The sequence below is a fragment of the Vibrio sp. ArtGut-C1 genome (assembly GCF_002105475.1).
GTDB lineage: Bacteria > Pseudomonadota > Gammaproteobacteria > Enterobacterales > Vibrionaceae > Vibrio > Vibrio diabolicus.
Map to the genome: position 1 here is coordinate 30,269 of NZ_NCTH01000007.1, position 26,657 is coordinate 56,925.

Annotated in this window: 22 protein-coding genes; 8 read left to right on the forward strand and 14 right to left on the reverse strand. The window is 44.6% G+C overall.

Annotation, left to right across the window (positions count from 1 at the left end):
• The first annotated feature begins 221 nt into the window (after positions 1-221).
• Entirely contained in the window at positions 222-1,208 is a 987-nt protein-coding gene (locus tag B7360_RS08045; protein ID WP_009698245.1) for a LacI family DNA-binding transcriptional regulator, read from the forward strand.
• Positions 1,209-1,289: 81 nt separating this feature from the next.
• On the opposite strand, the gene B7360_RS08050 is transcribed toward B7360_RS08045, so the two are convergent.
• From B7360_RS08050 to B7360_RS08075, 6 genes are all read right to left on the reverse strand, one after another.
• The gene (locus B7360_RS08050; RefSeq protein ID WP_085343240.1) at positions 1,290-2,663 is read right to left on the reverse strand and encodes a carbohydrate porin; all 1,374 of its coding nucleotides are present in this window, start codon (positions 2,661-2,663) and stop codon (positions 1,290-1,292) included.
• Positions 2,664-3,196: 533 nt separating this feature from the next.
• Positions 3,197-3,928 (reverse strand): hypothetical protein, encoded by a 732-nt coding sequence (locus B7360_RS08055; protein WP_085343241.1) that lies wholly within the window; start codon positions 3,926-3,928, stop codon positions 3,197-3,199.
• A 311-nt stretch (positions 3,929-4,239) separates the two neighbouring features.
• Positions 4,240-4,959 carry a beta-ketoacyl-ACP reductase gene (locus B7360_RS08060; RefSeq protein WP_005392780.1) on the reverse strand — a complete coding sequence of 240 codons (720 nt, stop codon included), beginning with the start codon at positions 4,957-4,959 and terminating at the stop codon, positions 4,240-4,242.
• A 272-nt stretch (positions 4,960-5,231) separates the two neighbouring features.
• The gene (locus B7360_RS08065; protein WP_085343242.1) at positions 5,232-6,035 is read right to left on the reverse strand and encodes a metal ABC transporter permease; all 804 of its coding nucleotides are present in this window, start codon (positions 6,033-6,035) and stop codon (positions 5,232-5,234) included.
• 2 nt (positions 6,036-6,037) lie between these two features.
• Complete coding sequence (locus B7360_RS08070; protein ID WP_085343243.1) at positions 6,038-6,964, reverse strand: metal ABC transporter solute-binding protein, Zn/Mn family; 927 nt, start codon at positions 6,962-6,964, stop codon at positions 6,038-6,040.
• Positions 6,954-8,096, reverse strand: a complete 1,143-nt coding sequence (locus B7360_RS08075) for a hypothetical protein (protein WP_085343244.1) — start codon at positions 8,094-8,096, stop codon at positions 6,954-6,956. The genes B7360_RS08070 and B7360_RS08075 overlap by 11 nt, the downstream gene beginning before the upstream one ends.
• Positions 8,097-8,303: 207 nt before the next feature.
• Here B7360_RS08075 and B7360_RS08080 point away from each other — a divergent pair, with 207 nt between their 5' ends.
• Complete coding sequence (locus tag B7360_RS08080) at positions 8,304-8,975, forward strand: cupin domain-containing protein (protein ID WP_085343245.1); 672 nt, start codon at positions 8,304-8,306, stop codon at positions 8,973-8,975.
• A gap of 73 nt (positions 8,976-9,048) precedes the next feature.
• Here the strand turns inward: B7360_RS08080 and B7360_RS08085 are convergent, their stop codons facing one another.
• A complete protein-coding gene (locus tag B7360_RS08085) occupies positions 9,049-9,288 on the reverse strand; it encodes a YdcH family protein (protein WP_005392770.1) in 240 nt (79 codons plus the stop codon).
• Between the two features lie 232 nt (positions 9,289-9,520).
• Between B7360_RS08085 and B7360_RS08090 the strand changes: the two genes are divergently transcribed.
• The gene (locus B7360_RS08090) at positions 9,521-10,558 is read left to right on the forward strand and encodes a DUF4382 domain-containing protein (RefSeq protein WP_085343246.1); all 1,038 of its coding nucleotides are present in this window, start codon (positions 9,521-9,523) and stop codon (positions 10,556-10,558) included.
• Positions 10,559-10,672: 114 nt separating this feature from the next.
• Here the strand turns inward: B7360_RS08090 and B7360_RS08095 are convergent, their stop codons facing one another.
• Positions 10,673-11,542 (reverse strand): GyrI-like domain-containing protein, encoded by an 870-nt coding sequence (locus tag B7360_RS08095; RefSeq protein WP_045606594.1) that lies wholly within the window; start codon positions 11,540-11,542, stop codon positions 10,673-10,675.
• Between the two features lie 125 nt (positions 11,543-11,667).
• On the opposite strand from B7360_RS08095, the gene B7360_RS08100 reads away from it, so the two are divergent.
• Positions 11,668-12,816 (forward strand): PLP-dependent aminotransferase family protein, encoded by a 1,149-nt coding sequence (locus tag B7360_RS08100; RefSeq protein ID WP_005392764.1) that lies wholly within the window; start codon positions 11,668-11,670, stop codon positions 12,814-12,816.
• A 412-nt stretch (positions 12,817-13,228) separates the two neighbouring features.
• Positions 13,229-14,257: a hypothetical protein gene (locus tag B7360_RS08105; protein ID WP_085343247.1), complete on the forward strand. Its 1,029-nt coding sequence runs from the start codon at positions 13,229-13,231 to the stop codon at positions 14,255-14,257.
• A 106-nt stretch (positions 14,258-14,363) separates the two neighbouring features.
• Here B7360_RS08105 and B7360_RS08110 read toward each other — a convergent pair whose 3' ends face one another.
• On the reverse strand, positions 14,364-14,690 hold the full coding sequence (locus B7360_RS08110) for a DUF4156 domain-containing protein (protein WP_025592803.1): 327 nt from the start codon (positions 14,688-14,690) through the stop codon (positions 14,364-14,366).
• Between the two features lie 195 nt (positions 14,691-14,885).
• On the opposite strand from B7360_RS08110, the gene B7360_RS08115 reads away from it, so the two are divergent.
• Entirely contained in the window at positions 14,886-15,596 is a 711-nt protein-coding gene (locus tag B7360_RS08115) for a lipoate--protein ligase (RefSeq protein WP_085343248.1), read from the forward strand.
• A gap of 62 nt (positions 15,597-15,658) precedes the next feature.
• Here the strand turns inward: B7360_RS08115 and B7360_RS08120 are convergent, their stop codons facing one another.
• Genes B7360_RS08120 through B7360_RS08130 form a run of 3 tightly spaced genes read right to left on the reverse strand, consistent with a single transcriptional unit; the run spans position 15,659 to position 19,356 of the window.
• Positions 15,659-16,696, reverse strand: coding sequence for an HlyD family secretion protein (locus B7360_RS08120; protein ID WP_085343249.1), 1,038 nt, complete (start codon positions 16,694-16,696; stop codon positions 15,659-15,661).
• Position 16,697: 1 nt separating this feature from the next.
• Positions 16,698-18,014 (reverse strand): glycosyltransferase, encoded by a 1,317-nt coding sequence (locus B7360_RS08125; protein ID WP_085343250.1) that lies wholly within the window; start codon positions 18,012-18,014, stop codon positions 16,698-16,700.
• Positions 18,001-19,356 carry a diguanylate cyclase domain-containing protein gene (locus tag B7360_RS08130; RefSeq protein WP_085343251.1) on the reverse strand — a complete coding sequence of 452 codons (1,356 nt, stop codon included), beginning with the start codon at positions 19,354-19,356 and terminating at the stop codon, positions 18,001-18,003. Before B7360_RS08130 ends, B7360_RS08125 begins: the two co-directional genes overlap by 14 nt.
• A 717-nt stretch (positions 19,357-20,073) precedes the next feature.
• Here B7360_RS08130 and B7360_RS08135 point away from each other — a divergent pair.
• Positions 20,074-21,642, forward strand: coding sequence for a DEAD/DEAH box helicase (locus B7360_RS08135; protein WP_085343252.1), 1,569 nt, complete (start codon positions 20,074-20,076; stop codon positions 21,640-21,642).
• Between the two features lie 105 nt (positions 21,643-21,747).
• On the opposite strand, the gene B7360_RS08140 is transcribed toward B7360_RS08135, so the two are convergent.
• Entirely contained in the window at positions 21,748-24,627 is a 2,880-nt protein-coding gene (locus B7360_RS08140) for a Six-hairpin glycosidase-like protein (protein WP_085343253.1), read from the reverse strand.
• 220 nt (positions 24,628-24,847) lie between these two features.
• Here B7360_RS08140 and B7360_RS08145 point away from each other — a divergent pair, with 220 nt between their 5' ends.
• The gene (locus tag B7360_RS08145; protein ID WP_005392753.1) at positions 24,848-25,759 is read left to right on the forward strand and encodes a LysR family transcriptional regulator; all 912 of its coding nucleotides are present in this window, start codon (positions 24,848-24,850) and stop codon (positions 25,757-25,759) included.
• Here the strand turns inward: B7360_RS08145 and B7360_RS08150 are convergent.
• The gene (locus B7360_RS08150) at positions 25,712-26,647 is read right to left on the reverse strand and encodes a LysR family transcriptional regulator (protein ID WP_085343254.1); all 936 of its coding nucleotides are present in this window, start codon (positions 26,645-26,647) and stop codon (positions 25,712-25,714) included. The two genes, B7360_RS08145 and B7360_RS08150, sit on opposite strands and share 48 nt — an antisense overlap.
• Positions 26,648-26,657 lie beyond the last annotated feature (10 nt).

Here is a 26,657-nt window from a genome sequence, read left to right on the forward strand (position 1 = left end):
GATTATTATCTGAGCTTGCGAAATTTTCGGGAACGTTTGCAAAACAGATTTTTGCTCAATAAAACCAAATGATCAAAGATAAAGCAGAGAGAATGTGAGAATGATCGTCAAATTCTCTCCCTAAGAGCAGTATAGGAGGTTAGAATCGCTACTTATCAAAGAGCTTTTCATCTTCTCTTTGCAAACAATCCCAAAAACGAAAAACAGAATGGATAGGAATAATGGCGAGTCTGCATGATGTCGCCCGTCTGGCTGGCGTATCAAAATCAACAGTGTCACGGGTTATAAACGATGAGTATGGCGTAAAAGAAGCGACAAAACAGAAGGTCCGCCAAGCAGTAGCGGAGTGTGGCTATGTGCCGAACCAAGTCGCTAAAGATCTAAAATCTCAAAAGACCAATCTGGTTGGTGTCATTGTTCCTCGGGTTTCCTCTCATGCCACATCCCAAGGTGTCGATGGATTAACCGATGTCCTTGAAAAAGCTGGGAAACATGTCTTACTTGCTAGCACTCACCAAGCCCACGAAAAAGAACTGGAATACATTCAGATCTTTAACCAAAAACGGGTTGAAGGGATCATTCTTTATGCCACCCACCTCGATTCCAAGCTGGTAAAAGCAATTCAAAACTCAGCCGTCCCAGTTGTGCTCGTCGGTCAAGATGGTTCCATGTTTAATATTCCAAGCATCATTCATGATGACGCACGAGTAGGGTTTGAAGCGGGAAATAGACTGGTTGCAAAAGGTTGCCAAACCATGGGTTTTATTGGTGTGCAAGGTGACGATATCGCGGTAGATAAGCAACGCTCTGAAGGATTTGTTCAAGCGCTACAACACCATGGTTTTGAGCTCGCCTTCCATGCTCGTGGTGACTTTACAATCGATTCTGGCTATTCATTGGCAAAACAACACTTAACAAAGAACCCTAAGCTAGATGGCTTGTTCTGTGCGACAGACCGTATTGCTATCGGTGCGATGAGAGCGATTCAAGAGCTCGGGTTAACACCGGGTAAAGACGTTTTAGTGCTAGGAGTTGGTGATGATGAGCTCGCATCAGTGTGCACCCCAACCTTATCAACATTTAACTATGCATTTGATAAAGCAGGGGAAAATGGTGCGAAACTATTACTAGATAGAATTGCCAACAGAAGTTTTGAAATGAGTAAGATGGTACTAACCTTCAAAACAATTGAGCGTCAGTCCTGTTAATGAAAAAGCGCCAACTGAAATCAGTTGGCGCTTTTCTTATTACTCTTTTTACTCTTTTTACTCTTTGTCGGTTAAAGCCCTTTAGAACCAAGTTTCCATTTGCAGTGCAAACAGAACTTCACCGCCATCACCCATCGTTGCAGCGCCCGCATCCTGGCTAATCGAGTAGCCATTCAAGTCTTCGCTCCAATCAACGTAGCTAACAGCAAAACGTAGCTCCGGACGGTCAAAGAAACCTGCTGCGGTAGACATCTTAAGCGTTGGTGCAATTGTCGCTTTGTAAAAACTGCCACTTGCTTTATCAATCGCATTGTCTAGGTCCATGTATTGGTATGAGCCTTCATAAACCATCTCAAAGTTTTGTGTAAACTCTTGCGCTAAGCGGATGTTGAACGATGCCCAAGTAAATTCATCATTTTTAGCAAAGCGATCTTGGCTGTGTTCTGCTAGCAACGCAGGTGCTACACGCCAGTTGTCGCCGATGCGTGTTACACCATAACTGAACAAGCGTACGGCTTTTGCGTCTTCTAGCAAATCACCGTTTGAACCAATGCCTTTAAGTTCTGCACCCAGTCCATCACCCACCAAAATACCAGTTTTAGAGAAGCCTTCACTCATGCCAAAGAAGTTATCGCCATGGTAAGCAAACATCGCATGTAAACCTTTGTCCGCAGCTCCTTCTACGCGATCATTGTTATCAGCTGACGTCATGCCGCTCAGCATCAATTGCCAATTACCAAAGCGGTTGTTCATTGTCGCGATATAGTTTTCAACATCAGTTGACGAGCTATCAATCTCACCAAAATCACGACCATAGATCGAGAAGTTTGCTTTCCATGAATCGTTCATTTGGACGTCATACACGCCAGCACCAGTACCAGATAGGAAAACGATATCCGAGTCAAAGAAGTGAATGTCAAAGTTATCACGGTCAAATCGTTTACCTGCCCAAAACGTTGCGTCAGCAAACGCACTTGATTCAGAGAACATGCTCAACTTGTTTAGCTCAGCATATGCCTGACGAACGTTTAATTGACTCTCACTCGCTGTCCATTCGTTATTGGTTTCCGTACTATCTGCCAACATGATTCGGAACAATGCGCTGGAACCATCATCTGCAAAGCGTTTGTGAATAAGGTTTGCTTCCACATAATGATCATCCTCAACCCCTAATCGTCCAATTGGCGCGCCAATAGCACCAGCTGCCGTCATGTAAGGACCAGTACCCACTGCACCATTCAGATCATCATTAATGAGCAGCCCGGAACGAGCGTAGCCATGAAACTCAAAGCTTGAGGCTTTCTCATTTGCTTCTGTGGATACTTTTTCTGTCTGTTCAAGTCTCTGTTCTAATTCATTAATTCGCTTTTCAAGAGCGTCAACATCTGTTGTTGCGAATGCAGGTGCTGTAACCAGCCCAAGCGCTACTGCCATCGTCAAAGTGTGTAGTTTCATTTCCATAGTCTCACGTAAATTTATACTTAGGTTATTTGCAAACGCTCCCAAGTAAAATTGCAAACTTATGGTGACTTTAAATACCCATCTAAAGTCTGAATTTCAGAGCGCTCAGACTCAGAGCGTCTCTACCACTTGTATCAATGAAGGCGATAATATATAAAAATTTCGGGAACGTTACCGCAAGGAAGCGTTTTTGTTACTTCTATCACGTTCAATTGTGTTAATTACAGAAAAATCATTAACCAGCGCACATTTGAATGGTAATGAGAAACAGGCATTGAAATTCAGCCTTATTAACAGGTGGCATTGTGGCAGAGACGTTGGCTCAACGTCTTTTATAGATTGTCTTGTGGTTAGAGCGCACAAAAAACTTCATAGAATCAGTGAGAGCATTGGCTCCATGCATTTTAATATCTACAAAACTCATTTTTTGAACATAAATGAGTTTTGTAAAATCCAATAATCTTGCTCATGGTCACATCGGTTTCGAAAAGCCACTCATTACCAAAAAGTAATCAAGCTAATGTAGTCTAATGCATCTCAACGTTATTCTCTTTGGCGACTAGTAAGTATTTAATTTGATGTTGAAAATCTGCCTCAATTATCTCTTCTCGACCTTTGGACATAACGGTGTCGTAAACCATGTTTACATATTCATACGGCAGATATTTATCAAAAACATGAACTATATCGTCGTTAATTAAAATTTCACCGTAACAAGCTAAGTCTTCATCAAACGTATTTTGGTAACAAGATATTTTAGAACTATCCCATCCAGAGTAAAATTTGACACTCTTGACATCGTCATACATCGCAATGAATAACTTTTCGATTCCAAGCTTTCCTTCAGTCTCAAACCTCGACTCAAAGTTAACATAGCCGATAGCAATACCTTCATTAGAAGCTGAGTAATCTTTATTAACTCCGTAGTGGACTTGGTTTTCTCTAAGTTTAGAATTGCCAATAGCTTTCCAAGTTAGACGGTTCCCATCAATATTTTCACCAAATGTAAGCTCTTCTTTGACCTCAATAATTTGGTTCGCCAATTGGTAAGTTAAAGGCAGGTCAAGATCCGGAACGTTAGTGGCAAGACTTAGACCTTTCCTGCTATGTTTTTCGTAAATTACCTGATGTTTTCTTGGCTCGGAGTGAGAGCTTACAACTATCCATCCGCTTTCTTCAGTAGATGGGTTAGTTGATTCGGAGTTACAGCCCAAAATAAGAAGAGTTGACGCGCTAAACAGTACAGTTTTTAAGTACATAGTGAGTATTCAAAGTTAATTATTTAGTGGCATTATCATTTAAAACAATATCATGGGCAATAAAATCATACTTTAATACCTCAATAGTTATTCTATTTCGAAGTTAATATTTTTGATTAGCTAAATTGCTAGGTTAATAACAGAGAACGATGCCAGAATGAATTACGTGTTCTAACTCTATACTTAATCATACAAATCCGGCAGTGCGAAACGAATAAAGTGAACGAGTCAAAAGCCCGAATAGCGTTACCCAACAAAACGCCCTTCACATAAGTAAAGGGCGTTTGTTATTTGAGATTTTGGTTAGCGAGCTATAACACCAACCCACCATCAATCTTGAGCACTTGTCCGGTTATAAACGCACTTTTATCAGACGCTAGAAACGCAACGCCATTGGCAATGTCTTGCGCCGAGCCCATGCGTCCCAGAGGCGTTTTACTTTCCATCATTTGAATGACTTTTTCAGGCAAGCTCTTTGTCATGTCGGTAGCGATAAAACCTGGAGCAACACAGTTGACTCGGATTTGAGCGCCTTTTCTTGCGAACTCTTTCGCCCAGCCTTTGCTCATCGCTATCACGCCACCTTTACTCGCGCCATAATTACTTTGACCAATATTGCCATCCGTTCCCACGATAGACGAAATACTGACAATACTGCCTGCGCCTTGCTCTAGCATGACAGGTGCAACTCGCTGGGTGAGTAAAAACACCGCCTTTAGGTTCACGTCGATAACGCTGTCCCAGTCTTGCTCTAACATGTCTGGCAGCAGTGCATCTCTCGTTATCCCGGCGTTGTTGACCAGAACATCAATGCGTTGATGTTTCGCGACGATGCGGTCGACCACTTCACTTACCGCTGCGGCCTCACAGAGATTCACTTGATAACTTGAAAGGTTTGGCGACTGACTCCACTCCACAGGCGAGATATCTAGTCCCACGACGTGGAATCCATCTTCGAGTAATTGCTCGCAAATGGCCTGCCCTATACCGCGAGCAGCCCCTGTAACGACGGCGACTTTTTCGTCTTTCATCTTGGTCTTCCTTAAATGTTGAGAGTACAAATCTTGCTTGCTCCTAAGCGCTTATCGTTATGTGGTTTTGTGCTTCTCATACGCAAAGGGGTTTATTTAGATAATGAAACTATAGGAATATTCTGGAAGTAGGATGTGAATGAATCAAGACAACTTGATGATGTTTCAGCCCGTATTATTCCTAGAATCAAGATAGAAATACGATGGAGAGCCCTAAGCCTTTGAAGAAAAAAGCACCAACAATGCCAGTGGTGCTTTGAGTAAATGCCGTGTTAATGCTTTGTCTCTAACAAGACGTGCCTTTTGAAGGGTGGGAGCAGGTTAAATATCACTCCGATGATAAACAACGTAATAACAATCGTCGCACCGCTCGGTAAATCATACTTTGCAGAAGCTGCTATCCCCAGCAGAATACCAATTGTTCCGATACCTAAACTGGCGATTAAAAAACGTTTACCTTTAAGGCTTGCGGCACATAAAGCTGGAATCACAAGCAAGGCAAACTCCAAGTAAATCCCTGTCAGTTTGACGGTGATAGGCATCAAAATAGCGAAGATGAGGTAAAAACCGCAACCATGCATAAACTCCGGTTTCAGCGTTAGCAGCAATAACATTGCCCCCGTAATTGCAGCCAAAGGCCAAACATCTTGCCATGTTGACCACAGTAGCTGACCATTCAAGATCCCTTGAATAAAATCGGCACCGTGTGGGTCTTTGCTAACCAGTAATACTGCCAATGAAGCAGACACAACAAACAAGCTGCCGATCATCGATTCTAGGTGAGGATGGTTACGCTTTTCAAGCGCAGCAATAACACCACAAAGCACCAAAGACATCATCCAAGGACCAAGCATGCTGCCAAGCCATGATTCGGATAGCCAAGGAGAACCAGCATACCAAGAAGAAGAGTTCAGCCAATAGTGACTTAGCGCTGCTCCCAATGCTGCGACCTGAGCAACCGCCAGATCGATAAAAATGATCTGCCGCTGTAAGACTTGTTGCCCCAGAACGATGTTGCCAACTAACGCAATTAAGCCACACAAAACCGCTGGCGCTAACCAAAGGTATTCACCCATAATTAAAATTTCACTGAACTGGGTGATACCAACGTGGCGAGCAGATCAGTAATCACTTCATCATAGAGCTCATCTAAGCTTTGCTGTTTTGAGACCGTCAAAGGTAACTGCGCTACAGGCTTATCCGTTTGTTGCTTTAACCACATAGCCGGACGTTGATCTTGATGAGATGAAAACACAATAGCGTCAAACTGTTTGGCATCCAATTGAGTTAAAGATTGCAGATGCGACGTCGTTGGCGATATCCCCGGTTTCGGTTCAAGATCCGCGACTTGAACCATACCTAGCCAATCAAATAGGTATCGGTAAGTGGAGTGATATCCAACGACCCGTTTCCCCTGTAATGGTTGAGCTTTTTGTTCCCATTCATTGAGCTTTTTTTGCCACTGCGCGCGAAACTTCATACCATTCACTTGGTAACTTTGCGCGTTGTCGGGATCAATCGCTTTTAAGCGCTCCGTTACTTTGCGAGATAACGGAATCATGTCATTTGCCGCAAATTGAACATGTGGGTTTCCGTGCGCATGGATATCCCCCATGCTGCGGTCAACATGATCATGAGAGTCCAACATACGCACGAAATCGGTCGCATAAATCATGCTTTGAGCACCATTTTGAACGGCACTATTGCCACTTCGATTTTGAAGCATCGGCAACCAACCTACCTCCAACTCAGCGCCAGAGCACATCGCCATGTCAGCTTGGCGCATCTTGGCAATTAAAGACGGACGAGCTTGAACATAATGCGGATCTTGCTTAGCCGTGGTTGCTGAGTAAATGGTGGCGTTTGGGGCATGACTTTCAAGAAAAGCTTTCCATTCAGGCTCACAAACGAAAATGTTGAGAGCTAAAGCAGGCGAAGAGATGATGGCAGATCCCGCCGCCATCATCACTAAACTGCATTTACTTATCGCAAGTTTAGAACGCATGTGCACCGTGCGCTCCAAATGTCATCACGTATTGCAGAGTAAACACGTTGTCTGTTTCGCTGTCTTGGTTATCAATGCGAGTGTATTGCGCACGGATCGTACCGAAATGAGAAGAATCCCATGCGATCATCGCATCCATCTCTTTATCATTCAGTGCTGTGAAATGCATATGATCGCCGTGTGCGTGGCCATCATAGCTTTCTGCTTCGCCGTAACGTAGGCCTGCAGACCAGCTTGGGTTGAAGCGATAAACGCCCGAAACATAGTATGCGCTTAAGTTGTCTGGTGACTCTGCATCGTTCTTGTATTTGCTGTCTACTACACCGTCTAACAACATGTATTCCGCAGATAGCGTGAAGTTGCTGTACTTGTAGTTACCATCTGGTGCCCACTTCCACACAAAATCTGCGCCGTATAGGTTCGCACCCGTTACAGCCGCAGCGTGGCTGTGGTCATGTTCTTCTTCGTGACCATGACCATGGTCGTGATCTTCGAATTCTTTAACTTTACCATTTTCGTTACGCAGGTAACTTAAACCAAACTGCCAACTTGAAGATTCAGAGAAATCATTACCAAGCTTCATCGTTGTCGTGTAAACACCAACTTTAGAGCCATCTTCAACAGAAGACATCTTGTTGCCGCTTAATGCTTCTACACCAAACTTCACGTAAAGATCGGTTGGCAGAACGATGTTTGCGCGTACACCGTCATCATAGTAATGCGAACCAAGGAAAGTACGGTAAGCAATTGGGCGTTCAACGAAACTGTCAGTGTGCATATGTTGATTGTTGAGGTAACCGAAGTCAGATAGGAATCGACCTGCGCGCACGTTTACACCGTATGGCAATGCCAAAGTTTCGATGAATGCTTCTTCAAGCTCTAATTCTGTCTCATCGCCATGACTTTCAAGAACAGCGGTCAACGCACCGTGAAACTTATCGTCAATATTTGATGATAAGTTCAATTCCGTATGGCCTAGGCCAAAGCCTTCTTCGCGCTCAGAATTATGACGTTGACCATCTTGGTAGTAGCCATCAACAACAACACCAATCTGTGGGTTCGATAATGTATCGGCAAAAACAGGGGACGCAAAAATGCTACCGATCGCGAGAGAAACCAATTTCTTATTCACTACTTCTTTCCTTTTGTTATGTTATAACATTTAATTTTGCGATGTTATAATATAACAATTATCATTACACAAGCAGAAATTTAACTTGGTTCCGACAGCGAGCTCGTATTCAATCCCTGATTTTGACTATCAACAAGTGAATCAATTGATGTTTTTTATACGTATACTATTGAGAGTCAATCATTAGATAAGTAATGGAATTTCAGTATGTTGAATATGGATTTCTCGACAAGAATCGTGATAGAAACGGGGGAACAGAAGTGGATCGCCAGCCCTTCCAAAGGCGTGTGGCGTAAACCTTTGGAAAGAGAAGCCAAAGAATCGGGGCACACCACCAGCGTAGTGAAGTATGAGCCAAACTCGCACTTTTCGACTCATCCTCATCCTCACGGAGAAGAAATATTAGTGCTCGAAGGAGTGTTCTCTGACGAAGATGGTGACTACCCTGCTGGAACCTACTTGCGTAACCCTCCTGGAAGTCAACATGCGCCCTATAGCAAAGAAGGCTGTGTGATTTTAGTTAAACTAAATCAATTCAATTCTGATGATCTTGAAGCAGTTCGCATCAATACGAACGAAGCGAATTGGTTACCTGGCATTGGTGGGCTGGAAGTCATGCCATTGCATGATTTTCAGCATGAACATGTCGCATTGGTTAAATGGCCGAAAGGCGAGAAGTTTCAAGCACACCGTCACTTTGGTGGTGAAGAAATTTTTGTGTTATCGGGGGAATTTAAAGACGAGCTAGGAACCTATCCTCCCTACTCTTGGATACGCAGTCCACATATGAGTGAGCACTTTCCTTTTGTAGAGCAAGAAACGATCATTTGGGTAAAAACAGGCCACCTGCCACTCCAAGCTCCTGCTCAGCAATCCTAATGTTGGAATACTTGGCATCGTCCCTTGAAACTAAAATCGGCTCGTAGATTACGAGCCGATGATCATTGCGTCGCTAAGAGCCCATAATTCTCGAGTGGAGCCAATCTTTGAGCTCAGCTCGATTATGTTTTAACACGTTCATTTCGTGATCATCAATCGGGCTTCCTTGCAGTTCTAGTACGCGGATTTCCTTATCTAAAGCATTGTAGTTTTTAACGGTTTCAGCAAATGATGCATCGTTTTCGGCAAGCTGAGTAATGGTATCCAAATGTTCTGGGAATTCATGAGTTAATGAGTGATTTTCACCTAACATAGAGACCTCTTGGCTAGAGTTATTGATGTATATCTCCGCTCATTTTTTGAGCGACACATTCTTAACCATAGCACTTCATTGAGCACAATATCGTCGATTTGAGCACACTTTTACTGAACTTCTTAATGATGGTTCGTCGCTGTTTTCGGTCCGGTAACTCCGCTCGTTGTTATTCTGTACTTTGTCAATAATCGGCTACATTTAATACACTTCTCATAAAAAGGTACATCTAATGAACAGCATGAAAATTGGCCTAATCAGTGCATCAATAGCCGTTGCACTTATTGGCTGTAATTCAGACAGTGACTCTGTCAGTACAATGACTCCTGTTACTTTGTCCGTATCAGATGCCCCTATTGATGACGTATCAGAACTGGTGATCACATATAACAAAGTTGCATTTCTTCCTCTGGATGGTGGCACACCACAAGTATTCGATGTGTATAAAACAGACGAAGAAGGCAATTTGGTCGACGAAGATGGTAACCCCCTTCCCGAAGGTGAAGATCCACTCCCACTAAGTGTTAACTTACTCAACTTCCAAGGCAGTGACGCGCAGGAATTGGTGGATGATGAACTGATACCAACTGGTAATTATAAACTCTGCGTGTTTGCTAATGATGGCGATCATCCAAACTACCCATCGTATGTGATTGACGAAGCGACAGGAAATCAAATCCCACTAACCGTCAAAGGTGATGGGGCTTGCCCACAAGGTGTCGGAAAGGATCCTGATTCTGGGGTACTGTTCTTTAACAACACCTTTGCAGTCAACCCTGACAGTAATGAGTTCGTAGTTGAATTTGATCTGCGCCGTGGCTTAAAAGACGGAACAGGCCAAAATGAAGGCTACAGCATTCAACGCACCTCCGTCACTTTAATTAACACGGTTACAACGGGGGAGATTCAGGGTGATGTCGCAACATTGACCTATCAAAGCTGCGAAACGGATACCCCAAGTGCAAACGGATATGCGCACGCGATCTACTTATATCAAGGAAATATCGCTGAAGAAAACATGGGGCCATTTGCCGGCGCAGAAGGCCAAGCAATGCCAATCGCAGCAGCGAACGTGGTTCAAGATGTTGATGATGCAAATTACGAGTACGAATTCGGTTTTGTAGAACCTGGTACTTACTCGGTCGGTTATACCTGTACGGCAAATGACGATTCTGAAGAAGGTATTGTCGCTGGCGAAACTTTCAGCATTTATCAATCAACTAGCGGACTTAACGTATCCGTTGGTACTAATACAGACGCAAACTTTTAAGATCCCCTAGAAATGGCAGAGTCAGCACAAGCTCTGCCTTTTCTTCATGGCGTTCTTGGTCAGCTCTTTGCTCACCACAAATCGACTCACACGATAATACGTTCGTTTTCATCCTTAGAAGAAGCTAATGGGTAGATAGAAATCCAGCTCAAACGCCTCATCATGGCTGAGAAAGTGATTTTTATGATAATGGACATAAGCGGGCGTAGAACGCTGTTTAAAGCCAGAGTTAGGCAACCACTTCTCTAATACCATACTCAGTTGAGGAAGAAGCTCACCATATACTCCCGTTAAGCGAAAGACGGCATGTAAACCGCCTGGGATGGTCATTTGATTCACGACGCCACGCACTTTGAGCGGCGTATCAATCTCCATACAAGCCACATAGCGACACTTGTCGAGTTCTACCCAAGCAGGGTTGGAGTGATGCAAGCCGTATTGAACCGAAAAGTCCCGATTCTCAGAACTTGCCCACGCTTTCAAAATCAGCCACGCATTGCGAATGGAACGGTTATAGCCTTCATGCCGCACATACGCCGCAAAGCGTTGTGGAACCTCCATAATTTTAGGTTCTGGCAACTCGCGTTTAGCAACACGATGATAACCCGCTGCCACTTCCGGATCCTTCAAATACGGTTTTTCTGCGACTTGTAAATCATGCTTTCTCCACGCACCAGGTGACATAGCGAACGTTGCTTTAAACGCTCGGCTAAAAGAAGATACCGAGCTAAATCCGCACTTGTTAGCAATGTCTAACACCGATGAGCTGGTATCAAACATCAGTTGATTGGCGGCGTATTCCATTCTTGTACGGCGGATATATTGATGGATAGACTCCCCTACCACGTCTTTAAAAATACGATGGAAGTGTTGTTCAGAATAGGCTGCTACATCTGCTAGCTCTTTAGCCGATAACTCTCTGCTAATGTCCTGATGAATGTAAAACAGCACGTCATTGATTCTGGAAACTTGTTGATGGCTCACGGCGTAAACTTTCGCTCAAATAGCATAAATGGACATATTTAACAGCATAAATGGACACACCAAGCTTGGCAATTTACCTATACTATTTCTGACATAAAAAAAGACAATTACGAGAAGCACAGCACATGGAAATCGCACAGTCATTACAACAAACTAAGTCATCCTACATCCGAGAGATCCTCGCAGCAGCGAGCGATAAGAACGTCATTTCTCTTGCGGGTGGCTTACCGGACGAAAAAACCTTCCCGATCGACTTAATGAAACCGACGCTCGAAAACCTCGCGAACATGCCAGAGGTATTTCAATACGGCGCAACAGCAGGCTACGCACCGCTACTTAACTTTTTGACCGATTATTACCAGCTACCAGAATCTCATTTGGCGATGATCACAACGGGTTCTCAGCAAGGGCTAGATTTGATTGCGCGTGCGTACGTGAATCCGGGCGATAAAGTGGTGATGGAAGCACCAAGCTACCTTGGAGCCATGCAGGTATTTGGTTTAGTGCAAGCTAACATCGTGACCGTTTCGCAAACAGAATGTGGTCCAAACCTTGAAGAACTTGAGCAATGCTTTGCTACGCAGCAACCGAAAATGTTCTACGCCGTGCCCGATTTTCACAACCCAACGGGCGTATGCTGGGCGCTAGAGACTCGCCAAAAAGTTGCCGAACTTTGTATCCAATACGACGTTGCATTCATTGAAGACGCACCATACCGCGAGCTGCGTTTTTCTGGTGAAGCACTGCCGCTGGTTTCGGAGTTCTGCCCGCAGCACTCCATCGTATTGCGTTCATTCTCCAAAATCGCCTCACCAGGCTTGCGTATTGGTGTGGTAACGGGCAAACGCAGTTACCTTGAGCCACTCATCAAAATCAAACAAGGTGCCGATCTGCACTCTAGTATTCCTATGCAAGCTTTGCTGCATGGTCTACTGCAACATGACAACTTCGAAACGCACATTTCAACCATCTGTGCGCTTTACAAATCGCGTTACGATGTCATGTTTACTGAGCTGCAAAAACAGCTGCCGGAAAGTTGCGTACTCAAACCTGTCGATGGTGGTATGTTTGTCTGGGTAGAAATTCCAGAATGTGACACGTTCGAACTTGCGAAAACCCTTCTCGCAAACTGGGTTGCTGTGGTGCCAAGCCCGGTATTTTATCCGGAAGGTTCAAAGGTAAAAGCCGCTCTGCGTCTTAACTTTACCAATGCCACACCAGAAGAACTGACGACTGCTGTCACTCGACTTGCGGATGTACTCAACGCTTTGTAATTAAGCGCATGCGTTAGAATCTGCCTTTGAGATTCGAAAAAGTCTCAAAGGCAGCATCAAAAAAGTTCCCCAAAAAATTTTATATTTTTCTCTCAAATCAACTCTCTACAGTAAGTGCCTGTTTTCTCTTGATCCTCTCACTCATATAAAAATGAGAACCTAATCACGTATTTGATGGTTAGAAAAGTTACGTCTATCTTTCAAACAAAAGACATCAACTTCGCAGCATTAATGTTCTCAATTTCAGACACTTTACTCAGTCGTGGCTTAGCGATTGAGAAAACGACTAGAAAGCATCTGCGGGCATACCCACTACGAAGGATTGACCAGAACCATTCTGAATGTCGCGAGCCAATCTTTTGATTGGCAATTACGTCAGTGAATCGCACCAAATGACAGAGGGGTTATCAGGATGAACACTCGAACCACGACAGGACTCGTCGCCACTGGCTGGTCCGTTATCTTTTCACTTTTTACCGCATTCGCCGCGTATGCGAATACGTCTCCAAACTGTAGTGATGTTTTAGCGGGCAACACAACTGCCGTATCGCAAAAAATGATGGTTTTACTGGGCGAAGACATCACTAAATCCAACCGCATCACCACGGTGATTCCGGCCGAAAACAATCCATTTGTGACCGAAGCACTGGTCTCGGTTTCCAACGACGTGTCACCCAATGGACGTTTGCCACAAAAGACATTGGAAGAGATCAGAAAAGTACGCTCAGATTTAGAAAAAGCCGCACAGGAAGTGAACCGATTACAAGGTACTTTTGAAGTCGCATTTGTTAGCTTGATTGATGGTTACTGCCAGTTCTCGAACCACGAACTTACTCAGCATGCCAAAATCGACTTTGACCATTTGGAAGGTCTCACGTTATATTCAATCCCCGCTTTGTTAGCAATGGTGGATCAATCTTACGCCATGGCAGAAAATAGAATTGCTAGCGAGCAAGAACAGTTAAGCAACATCGAGAAAGAACAACAGAGACAGAAACAGCAAGCCAGTGCTGCCGCAGCAGCACGTTACCAAGACGGTAACGTGTTGGTGAAAGTCGAGAATTTTGATGGCTCTAATGTGACGTTTTCCGTCACTAACGTCGGTTCACAAGGTTCATTACAGCCAAACTTCAACACGTTTAATGCCTATCGCACCGAAAGCGGAGAGCTAGTATATAAATCGGAGTCTTTGTTGAACTTAGCAGATACTGCGGGTAACACGCTTGAAACCATGGGAATCGCAGAGCTCTCATCACGAGGGGGAAACAACTTGTCAATCTCTCCGGGTGAAACCCGAAAATTCGTCACCAGTATCGCGTCAGAAGTCGCACCACACGCACAGTTAAGCTTAGAGTTCCCGGCCAAAGTATTAAATACCGAACAAGACTTCACGCTGTCATTTTCTGACACGACGGCTGTGGCTACAGCGAATGTAAATTAGCTGAAAAGTGCTCATCACAACGCGCACAGACGTAAACTTGTTGTTTGGCAGCAAGATCAAAGACAGGCACATTTCGCCTGTCTTTACTTTCGGAAAAGTAAAATTATCACTGTTTGCACTTATAAGCATTAGCAAACATAGTAACCGATGTGGAGAAGTCCAACGGCTCATATAAATACAATGTATCTGCGCCCAAATCTGCCGCTTTGATGCGCATTTGGTTTAACGTACCCCAAACCATATCTTTATCTGCGTGCAGCCAATAATCATAAAAGTGCCCTTCCGAGCCAATTACCGTTCCCATTAGCTCGCAGTTTTCAATCGCATTCACGTTGTCCCAAAGCACTTGGACTTGCTCAGATTCTTGGGTCGGGAACGTCACACATCCCGTCAATGATGCCGCTAACGCAAGACACATCACTCGCTTTTTCATAGTCATATCGCCTAAAAATTATTTAGATGGCGGATTTTATGAATTGCTTATGTGATGACCAACAAAATATTTCTATCGCCCCTTTAAATAGAAATAATGGAAGCGAAGAAAACTCTAAAGGCAGCGTATACCGCTAGTAATCACATGACATCTAAGATAAAACAGTAGCGATAATATACGGATGAGGGATAGAGTTTGGTTTCTAAAAATAAGCTAATTCGCTATACGGCTACGGAAGTCGCTGATGCATTTGAAAAAGAAGATGAGCTCATTAAACAAGTTCAGTCCAACCAACTCTCGCAAGTGCTATTACTTTGGCAAGTAAAAAGCCCGACGCTCGTGCTTCCCGCAGGTAAAAAGTGGCCTATTTCTAACGACTTAGAACATGCGTTAAATGCGTCTGGCTGGAAACTCTTTTCCCGTAAAACTGGTGGTGCCCCCGTCCCTCAAGTACCGGGTATTATTAATCTATCCCACATCTATCACTGGCCAGACGGTGAGCCTTACGACATCAAGAAAGCGTATCTCGATTTGTGTGCGATTTTGACAGTTTTCTTTGAGCAGCAGGGCGTGAAAGTAGATGTCCATGCTACGCCTTATTCCTACTGTGATGGCGAGTACAACCTCAATATTGGTGGTCAAAAAGTTGTGGGAACCGCGCAGCGCGTTTTACTGAAAAAAGGCGGTGGACAAGTGGTGTTATCACAAGCATGCATTCTGATTGATGCCGACGTTGAAAAGGTTGTCGCACCGGTAAAATTGTGTAATCAACTTTGCGGTTACAACGATTATATTCGTGGTGATGTCCACACACCGCTCTTCAATCATATATCCGACCGCCCCTCGATAGATTCACTCTTTCAGCAACTGACTAGCGCGTTTTTAATGCATGCTAAAGGCAACTAAAGGCGCGTTAACAACCAAAAGGAAAGGAGCTTTTCGCTCCTTTCCTACTCAATCAACCGACGTTAAAAGCGAACTTCCACTTCGACCCCTTCGATCCATCGACTTTTTTCCAACGGCTCATCAAAGCTCAGTGTGACTTTTAAATAGGCAGGCTGCCCTTCAAATGGGCTTTGAAGTTCCGAAGGCAATTTGTTCACAACCTCAACCGGCTTCGATACCGTCGCATTAAACTTTCGACCATCAGGAAATACGACTTTTGCTTTGGTTTCCATATTGCTGTATTCGAGGTATTTAGGATTTAGAAAAGCCGTAATTTCAGGTGTCACGTTGCGAGCAATCGTGAGCAATGGCGTATTTTCCGATACATTTTGCCCCTCATGCACATGAATATCGAGTACACGACCGTTCATAGGAGAACGGAAGGTGAGATCTTCTTGTTGAGCACGCTTTACTACCAGCTCACGCATTAAAGAACGATACTCTTGTGTCACTGGACCAGCCAACTCTAACTCTTCCAAGTTACGCATCGCATCCACATAAGCAATTTTCTGACTGCTTAACTGATTACTCAGTGAGTTATTCACACTCACAATAGCCGCGTAATCCACCTCAGACACTTGCCCTTTCTTTCTGTAAAGGTCGTATTTTTTCTGAATATCACGGACCTTCTTCAAGCCTTCGGCTGAGCTCTCAATAGCACTTTTGTATAGCTCACCAGTACTTTGCACCTGATTTTTAGACAGTTTCACCAGCTCATCTTTAATGAAATCAATCTCTTTGTTCAACGCATTATCTTTTAATAACAGTAGCGCTTGATCCTGACTCACTTCCGTACCGACATTCACAGGCACTGGCCCAACAATGGCAGAGCGAGTTGCCGTCACCGTAAGTGGATGTGACGTGATAATGGCAGGCGCCGTCACTAACACTTGCGTTCTAAACAAGTAATAAGCCATAAACAAAAGCGGACTGATTACAATCGCTAAAATCAAGTACCAACGGAGACGATAACCGCCACGCTTTGCCTGTCCGTAGACGACTTTCATCCCGTTCTCAGACTGCGGTTTGTTTTTCTTATCTAAGTGAAAGTTAACTTTCATACTAAAACTTTTTACCTCGCTTCAATACCCACCAAGGTGCCATACTCGACTCTTCATGACTTCTCCTCACAACTTCATTAACCATTGAGAAAGCGGTAATCAAACGCATGAAAAACTGGTAGACAGGGTAAAGAAATAACCATTTCGCTGACTTCAAATCCTCTTTTTTTCTCTCTGATACAAGCCCAATGTAGACAACAAAAATCAGAGAAGATAAGAAGAGGTAGACAAAATAGAGCATTAGCATCAACGCCAATACAAATTTAGGTGGATAGACAATCACCATGTACACGCTAAATATCACCACAAGCAGCGGCAATAAAACGTTTTGAATCACGCCATAAGCCAAAGTGAATAAAAAGTTCCCCCAACCAAGTAGCCGTGGAGACAACCCTTCATTGTGTTTACGCAAAAACAAAAACAATAAATCGCCATCCCAACGCAGCCGCTGCAATACCAAACCTTTCAGCGTATCTGGTACATCAGTATGGCCGATGGAGTGCGTCGAAAAGGCCAATTTATTATCAGGGTAACGACGTTTGTATTGCTTCAAGCGCATAGTTAAGTCGAGATCTTCTGCGGTATGCGTATCCCAGCCCCCCACTTGCTTAAGCAAGTTCTTCCGAAACGCTCCGAAGGCGCCAGAAATGTTATTGAGCACTCCCCATGTCGCCATCCCCGTTTTACCGGCTTGCATCGACAGCATGTACTCCAAGGATTGCATTTTGGTCAACAAGTTGGCGTTGTGGTTGCGAACTCTTAACGCACCACCGCTCGCAATCACATTTTTATCCGCAAACTGTTTCATCATGGTGAAGACCATGTCGTTATCGAAAGACGTATCTCCATCCACGTTAATGACGATTTCACCGCTAGCCATTGATAAGCCGGCATTCAGTGTTGAAACCCGGCCTCCTCGTTGCCATTTTGGCAACACGCGTACTTTACGATTACGAACGCCTGCATGCCTTTTCTCACCATTTAACGCGGCATGATAGGTATCTTGGTTTTGTACCGCCCCATCAACCACAGCAAGTACTTCAATATGACCTGGGTAAACTTGCTCAACTAACGTATCGATAGTGATCCCAATCGCATCACCTTCACCATAACAAGTAATAACGAAACTCACTGAAGGAAACCGCTTTAATTCTCGGTCTTCTTGCGCATATGACCAACGAAATATCCCTGTTAGCACCAGCAAATATAGAGGTAGCTCGATAATGATCATGACGGGAAACAGTAATAGCCATAACTCTTCATTATGAAGTAGCATGCCTCGAAGATAGTCGAGCAGAACGAGACTATCTTGCAGCATAAATCTCACCCATCAGCGACTCCATCCAAACAGAAACACCGTCTTCAATGATCGGATCGGGCAGGTCCCAAGCAAAGACATCCAACTCAAACTCTTCGTCTTCAACAAGTTCACCCAGATCCGATAATTTTTGCTGTAAAATGGACAGGCTCGCGTTGGTCGTATTTGGCATTAGGACAAGCAAAACATCCTGTTTGTACTGACAACAGATATCGGTATCTCTAAACAAGCCGCTAAGACGACGCGTCAGTTGATCCATCAATGAGAATAATTTTGCATCGCCATATTGCTTACCGTATTCATCGATCGTCGGTAAATGCAGTCCAAGTAGAAGGTGCTGTTCTTTGTGTCTCAGCGCGACTTTATTTAACCATGCAAGCAAATTTTGGAAAAAGCTGACTTCCACTTTGCCTTTGATCGAGAGCTCAGGAGCTTGAATGGACTTGCCGTGTTGTAAAATGTATTCACCCACTTCACCAAGTCGATATTGGTAAATTTTCCGGACAACAAGCTCTTCGACTTTGATCTTTGAGCCACAACTTAAACATTGACTGATCGTCGCAGCTTCAACAAATAAACTGGAGCAACTATTACAAACGTGGTTTTCAAGCGGGCGATCATAATCAACGCCGATATGGCGCAGCTGGGTCAAACATTTAGGGCACTCAAGCTTTCCACGGCGCTGAAAGCTGTGTTGTTCACCAACATGGCCACAAGTGAAACAGTGCAAAGAGCTTTGAGAATCGATATCGATGCTGCTGCAATCCGGGCACACCTCTACATAATTCAAGTGTCCGCTGTTGCAATGAGAACAAACACGAATTCTATCGATCAGTACTTCCGCTTCTAATACTCCGCGACCTTGCTCTGAGAGCACGTATCGATAAGTCGAATAAATATCAGGAAACAACATATCGATGATTGGGTACGAATAAACCGACATAGACTCTAAACTTTTTAAAGCAGTCACTCTTCGCTGACGATTGACCCCAAGCCAACCAATCAAAGGGTCTAACACTTCCGGTTCATCAATGGCATCGAGCTTATTTTGAATAGATCGCCAAATTTTTATTGATTCTCTAACTTCAAATACACCGTCGGTAACGCATCGAGAATAAGGGGTTTCCACGGAGACATAAACCGCCCAAGACCAACGCCCTTTCTCCTGATAAAACGCTTTCAGAGCAGTATCTATTTGGTGTGGATCTTGATAAGCAATACACACCATGCCACCGAGTCCCGTTGCCACCTCATCAATATGATTAACCAAAACCATATCTTCAGCTAACTCACTGACAGGCTGTTCACCAACCCAGTAGAAATTGTTATTTATTGACGACATTTTATTAGTTCTCACAACCACAAAATTAATTCATAACATCAGAAATATAGAACTTGCAGTAACAAAGCACTCTAGGTAGACAAGCCTTGCCACCGTTAAATACAACAATAGAACAAATATTTAGAGAGCTTTAACTCAGGCAGTAAAAGCAGAAAGATCTCTGAATAAAGTGTGAAGGAGGCCGTGAGTAGAGAAATCGGATAGCAAAGCGCATAGTACAACCTTTTGTTAGCAAGCTGGGATAATAGTGCGATTTGATGCTGAATGAGATCCTTGCATTCACATCAAGCTCATTGTTTTATATCAGTCGATTCCTTTCTGCTCAGCATTTAACCATACCGTCATGTGTCAAATCTGAGACTTGGTAATACTTTACTAACTAATTTCCATTAAAATTGAGTGGCAAAACACTGAATAACATTCAATCATTCTGATTATTTATCAAACAAGTATTTTTAAGCCGTTTGAGTGATTAATAATCACCATTTGTCTCGCTGTTTTTTCCGAAAGAACACGTAACACATTAAAACTACAGAATGAATCTACGTCACTTTTCTATGCTCTTTTTTGTTCAAAAAAGAAATGAGATCCAGTTCAAATATTTATCCATAACAGAATTAGTTGAAGCCAGCGCGTAAAAGCCTCAGAATGTCGCACTTTTCGTACCGATTTGTTTCGGCGCGTTGTTATCTAACTCTACAATTGAGAATCATACATATGGGTTTTACCTCTTTAGGTCTATCTGCTCCAATCCTTAAAGCTATTCAAGAAAAAGGCTACGACACCCCTTCGCCAATTCAGGCAAAAGCAATTCCTGCTATTTTGGAAGGGAAAGACGTAATGGCAGCAGCGCAGACTGGTACAGGTAAAACTGCAGGCTTTACGCTACCGATTCTTGAGCGTTTATCGAACGGCCCTCGCGTTCGTGCTAACCAAGTTCGTGCACTGATCCTAACGCCAACACGTGAGCTTGCAGCTCAGGTACAAGAAAACGTATTTATGTACGGCCGTCATCTTCCACTAAGCAGTGCGGTTGTTTTTGGTGGTGTGAAGATCAACCCGCAAATGCAGCGTCTTCGCAAAGGTGCGGATGTGTTGGTCGCGACACCAGGCCGCCTGATGGATTTGTACAACCAAAATGCAGTGAAGTTCGACCAACTGGAAGTGCTAGTACTGGACGAAGCAGACCGCATGCTGGATATGGGCTTTATCCGTGACATTCGTAAGATCCTAGCTCTGCTACCAAAACAGCGTCAGAACCTACTTTTCTCTGCAACTTTCTCGGATGAAATCCGCGACCTTGCGAAAGGCTTGGTGAACAACCCGGTTGAGATTTCCGTAAACCCGGCAAACTCGACGGCGAGAACGGTTGAGCAAAGCATCTACCCAGCAGACGTGAAGAAGAAAGCACCGATGTTGGTTAAATTGATCAAAGACGGTGATTGGAAGCAAGTGCTGGTGTTTACGAAAACGAAACACGGCGCAAACCGTCTGGCGAAGTTCCTTATCGAACAAAACCTACCGGCTGCTGCCATCCACGGCAACAAGAGCCAAGGCGCGCGTACCAAAGCACTGGCGGATTTTAAATCGGGTGAAATTCGTGTATTGGTCGCGACGGATATTGCTGCGCGCGGTATCGATATTCCTCAATTACCACAAGTGGTGAACTTTGAGCTACCTAAAGTGGCAGAAGACTACGTTCACCGTATTGGTCGTACTGGCCGCGCGGGCGAAGTAGGTAAAGCGATTTCACTTGTATGTGCGCTAGAAGCATCTGAGTTGTTTGCGATTGAACGTTTGATTCAAGAAGTGCTACCACGTAAAGAGTTGGAAGGTTTTGCGCCAACCAATGTGGTACCAGAATCTAAACTGGATACTCGTCCAATCAAACCGAAAAAACCTAAGAAGCCGAAGAAACCAAAAGCGCCAAATGCTGCGGGTGAAAACGCTCCAGCAACCGAAAAGAAAGCAGGCAATGGTGCAAACAAACCTAAACGTCGCTTCAACAGTGGTAACAACGGCAACAAAAACAGCACCAACCAAGGCGGTGAGGGCAAGCCTAAAGGCAACCGTGAAGGCCAAGGTCGTGCAAACAGTAAACCAGATGACCGTAAACCTAACGGCAACAAGCCAAATGGCAATAAACCGAATGGAAATAAACCAAACGGTAATAAGAGTGGCAACGCTGGTAAACCGTCTGGTAACCGCAAGCCAAACAATGCTAAGCCTGCAGGAAACAAACCATCAGGTCAGCGCCGTAAACCTCGTCCGCAGGCTGCAAACTAATCTGTAAACGGCCACTGATAGCAAATACAACAAAGCCGCTGATAATCTCAGCGGCTTTGTCTTTCTTAGAACACAATTTTTAGAACAAAGCTTTGTTAAAACAGCCTACATTAAAGGTGTGATTCGAATATCTGCGATTTGCGCTTCGTTCTTTTCACCCTCAATACCACCAGCGTAGATGTAGGTTTCATTCGATGTGAGGTAACTCATATTGAAGTGGTCCTTCAGCGCGATCTGATAGGTTTTCCCCTGCTCCAACGTCACTTCAATTGGCGTTGAGTAACGCATACCTTGGTTTTCACCAATATGGCCCATCTGCAAGTAACCTTGACCAACCACTTTACCTGCATCATCCAATACCTCTAACAGTTTCACGGTGTTCGTGATACCGGTATTAAGTTGTCCTAGGTTATTGTTGTACCAAGCATCGAACTGGTAAGTGCCCGTTACAGGAGCTGTAAACGACTCTACACCTTTTACGATGCCGCTGTCTTTGCTCACCGTAACCACTGAGACATTGTCTTTGAGTGGCTGATATTCGCCAGCAAGTTTGATGCGGCTCTCTTCACCGACACAAACTGGTTGGCTTGGGTTAGAACGGAAGCCTTTATCGTTAATGCTTTCAGCCAAATAACAAGCAAAACCTGTTGGCGTATCGGAATAAGATTGAGCAATCACGTTCTTTTGAATCAGCTCGCCATTGCGATACAAGTTCACGTTGTACTTGCTCGTCACGTCAATCGAAACCGAATTATCAACGCTTTTTACTACCAGTTTTGGCTCTTGCGGAGAATAAACGCGGCTGTCTTCACTCACATACGGTTTCACACCAGAAACTAAAGTAATGCTGCTATCTACATTCACAAGCGCGCCCAGTGTCACGTGGAAATGCCCCTCTTCGTCCATCGTGACATTTTCAACTGGGTAGTAGCCTGTTTCATCTTTGCTTACTTCAGGCAAGTCAATCGTTACCGAGTAGTTCTTTCCTTTGAAGGCAAAGTTTTCCAACGTGATTTGTTCAGACTTAGCCAACAAGTTATTGCGCACCCAACTTGTGATAAATGGCTTCACTTCCAACTTACCTGTTTCGGTATGGATGCCAAATAGGGTCTCTACCACCATGTTCAAGTAGCCACCCACAGACCAAAGCTGACGCTGAGAGTTAATCACTGGGCCATCCAAGCTCGGATCTTCGCCATGATCACTATGGATGATGAATGACTTACCAGAAAGCCACTCTAAGTTTTCCATGTTGGATAAATTGGTCGCTGTACCACGAACCAACGATTGAATGGCATTGTTCGCCGCAGCCACGTTTTGTGTTTGATGCGCGGCGCGCAAGCTGTACGCGGTAACAAATGGCCAAATTGCGCGGTTATGGTACACAGGCACATCCGGTTGTTGAGGGAAATAAACCGGCACGCCAAACTCACTGTGTGGGTAATTGGCCATGATTTGTTTCGCCTGCGCATCACTTGCCACGCCACTGATGATCGCAAGTGCTTCGCCCAACATGTCGTATTTGTCGACCGCGATGTCTTTGCCATTATCAAACAAATAGCTTACGTACATACCGCGTTCGGCATTCCAAAACTGCTCGTTGATAGCGGTTTTTAACTGCTCAGCCCAATCGGTGTATTTGACCGCGTTGGTTGAATCGTACTTCTCTGCCAACTTAGCCGCGAGCTGAATCGCGCGGTAGTGAACCACGTTTGTCGATAACGCTTTGCTGCTACCAATCGCATTGACATCGTTTGGCGTCCACGTTGAATACGTTTGCTCACGCCAATCGAGGAATGATTGCTCACCAGTGTATAAACCAGATTTCGCATCAAAAGCCGCCAGGCGATCGGCTTCAAGTGTATTACTGATGGCTTTATATGCGCGCTCAGCAAACTGGTTGTACTCTTCTCCATCCAATGCCGAAAGTAAGCGTTCTGCACCAAGCGCCCAAGTCGTGCGGTCGGTACTGATTGGCCAGCTGCCGCCAGTGCCCGTGTCTTGCACAATCTGCTCGCCATCATATTGCTGATCAGTCGTGTCGCGGAAAGCAGACAATTTAAAGTTAAGACCATTTTGCACGCGAGTTGGATTCATCAAAGCAAGCGAAAGGTCTGCTGCGTACGCCAAATCACGCGTCCACACGTAATGCCATTTCGCGCCCGTCTCAAAAACTTCCGCTTTGATTGGGTTGTTGTAGTTGTAATTGCCATCTTTGATTTCAGAAACAGCAAGCTGGTCTAGCTCTTTCATCGTCAACGCAAACAACGCGTCAAACGCGACATCACCCGACACCACTCGCGGCCCTGTTTGTTCATTAATCACTAAGCCTTGGTCGAGCGCATCACGCAATTCTGTCGTCGTTGAAATACCAAATTCACGCTGCTTGGCTTTTGGGTCTTTCACCGAGAAAATCACGGTATCACTCGAGTCATCGTAATTGGCGAACAGTTTCACTTCTTTACTCTGATGCCCTTCATGCACCATTGCAGGGTCGAGAATCGCATCAGAGTAGTATTTTTCCGCTTCTTCTTGCGTTGCTTTTGTCACAGTCATTGTCGCGCGACTTTCATCGGCAAAGCTCACAGAAAACTTGTAATACCCTTTGTCTTCAAACGTGATCTCAGAGTTGCAATCATCGTTCATACACGCTTCATTTGTGTCTGGTTTTGGCAGGTACTCCTGAGCTTTATCGAACGCCGCGGGCTCCTCAAAATAGGTGTATTGGATCTGCCAACCCGGATCAGCAATCTTGAACTGATTGCTACCTCGAGCGACGCGCAGTACGGTTTCGTACTCGTTATTACCCAAATAGTTTAGCTTGGCATGCTCTGCCGTGCCCCAATCCCCATTTAAACCACGTAAATATAAGTCGGCTGAAATAATTGGTTTGTCGACCTGCACAGGCGCATCAGAGGAATCTGACCCACACCCAGCAAGACCAATACAAGACGCGACAGCAAGCGCAATAAAACTCGGTTTCATGTTCATCCCTTAGATTGTTGTTTTAGCGACAGTCTAAAGAACACCCTTTTGAGGGGAAAATAGGAAGTCAGGAGCGAGCTATAGATAACATCTATACGTCAAACCCCAACAGTGATGTAGATCTATGAAATGCGCATAATTTCAATCAAATGAGATTACAGATTTGTGATTTATAAATGAAATTGTGCAAAATACCCCTCGTTATTAGAGGGGAAAGAAAATGGACAAATCTCTGCAGCAATTTTTACTGGTTGCACGCTGCCAAAGCATCAGTGCTGCGGCAAGAATGGCAGGGTTAAGCCAGCCAACGGTAACAAGCAATTTAAAGAAGCTAGAAGAGAATCTCGGCGTGACGCTGTTTGAACGTCATCCTAATGGCATGGTGTTGACCGAATACGGACGCATCCTCTATCGCCATAGCAACGCGATGCAGCATGAATACAACCAAATGATGCAAAGCATTGATGAACGGAAACAGTACCAAGTCGGAAAAATTAAAATGGGTACTGGCGATGCGTGGTGGCCGCTGTTCGTCAAACAAGCTCTCAATGAACATCTGACCAAGCAGCCATCGGCATCTACGCACGTCGAATTTGGTAACCACTTAGGCTTGATGGATTCATTAATCAACGAACAGATTGAATTCTTCATCGGCCACGAGATTGTCGGCTTGTCGTCTAAATGCGATGTTACGTTTATTCCGCTATTTCAAACGGTTGATGCCTATTTTGTTTCCCCAAACCACCCACTTCTAGGGAAAACCGTCACCGAAGAGATGCTGCACGAATACCCCGCTCTTTCGGTCACTTATGACGCTAAGAAATTCGCTCACGTCATCGATAACCCAATCCCGAAACAAAATGAACGCGAAAGGCAGCAACTGGATGACAGACCGACTTACGAAGTGGATTCTCTGCTCGCCAGTATTGATGTACTGAAAGAAAGCGTCGCGGTGATGTCTTATACCGGCCACCTGAAACCATATTTGGAATCTTTTGGCTTACGATGCTTAACCATGGAAAACGAACCAAACCCTGGCACCGTCGGGATTTATCGCCACCGCCGAGAAACCTCGGAATCGCATCTAGATCTGATTGCTGGCATCACTCAGCGCGCTAAATTGCTCAACTAGAAAGTCCAAAAACAGGCGAACTCTTTTCGGTTGATATTGGCGGCTTTGATAAATGACATGCAGATCCGCTTCAGCGCCTTGCGAAAAGGCGCTGAAGTTTTTCATATACCCATCCAAAACCGTTACTAAACGTTGTTGTTTTAGGTCTTGCTGAATATCTAAAATCGATTTCAACGCAATCCCCGCACCGTCCAACGCCCATTGTCGAATCACTTCACCATCATCAGAAAAGCGCTTTGGCGTGACCGTGATCGTTTGGTGAGACTCTTCATCTTTAAAGTGCCACGTTTTTAATTCTTCATTGCTGCGCACCATGGCTAAGCAGCGATGATCCGCGAGATCTTGAGGACAGTTGGGGATACCTTGCTTCAACAAATAATCAGGTGACGCGCACAGTACGCGTTGACTCGATGCCAGCTTGCGCGAAATGAGATTGCTGTCCGCTAACTCGCCGTAACGAATCACTAAATCGAGCCCCGATTCAGCCAAGTTCGACAAATTGTCATTAAGATAAAGATAAGGCGTCACATCCGGATATTGCTCAGAAAAAGCCGACACCATCGGCGAAATAATTTGTTTGCCAATATCTCGTGGAGCTGAAATTTTCAACGTTCCGCGCACTTCCGAAATACCCGTTTGCAGTAAGTTTTCCGTCTCTTTCACGCTATCAATGATGTTCAGACAAGCTTGATGGTACATTGCCCCTGCGTCCGTAAGTGATACGTGGCGTGTGCTTCGGTTGAGCAGCTTTACGCCATAGCGTTCTTCTATCGCTTGCAGCCTTGCCGTTACCGACGCCGGAGACAAACCTAACTCCCTTCCCGCCGCTGCCAGACCTTGATGTTTAACGATGCTGACAAACAACGTCATATCCGAAAACTTATCCATCTTCGCGCCC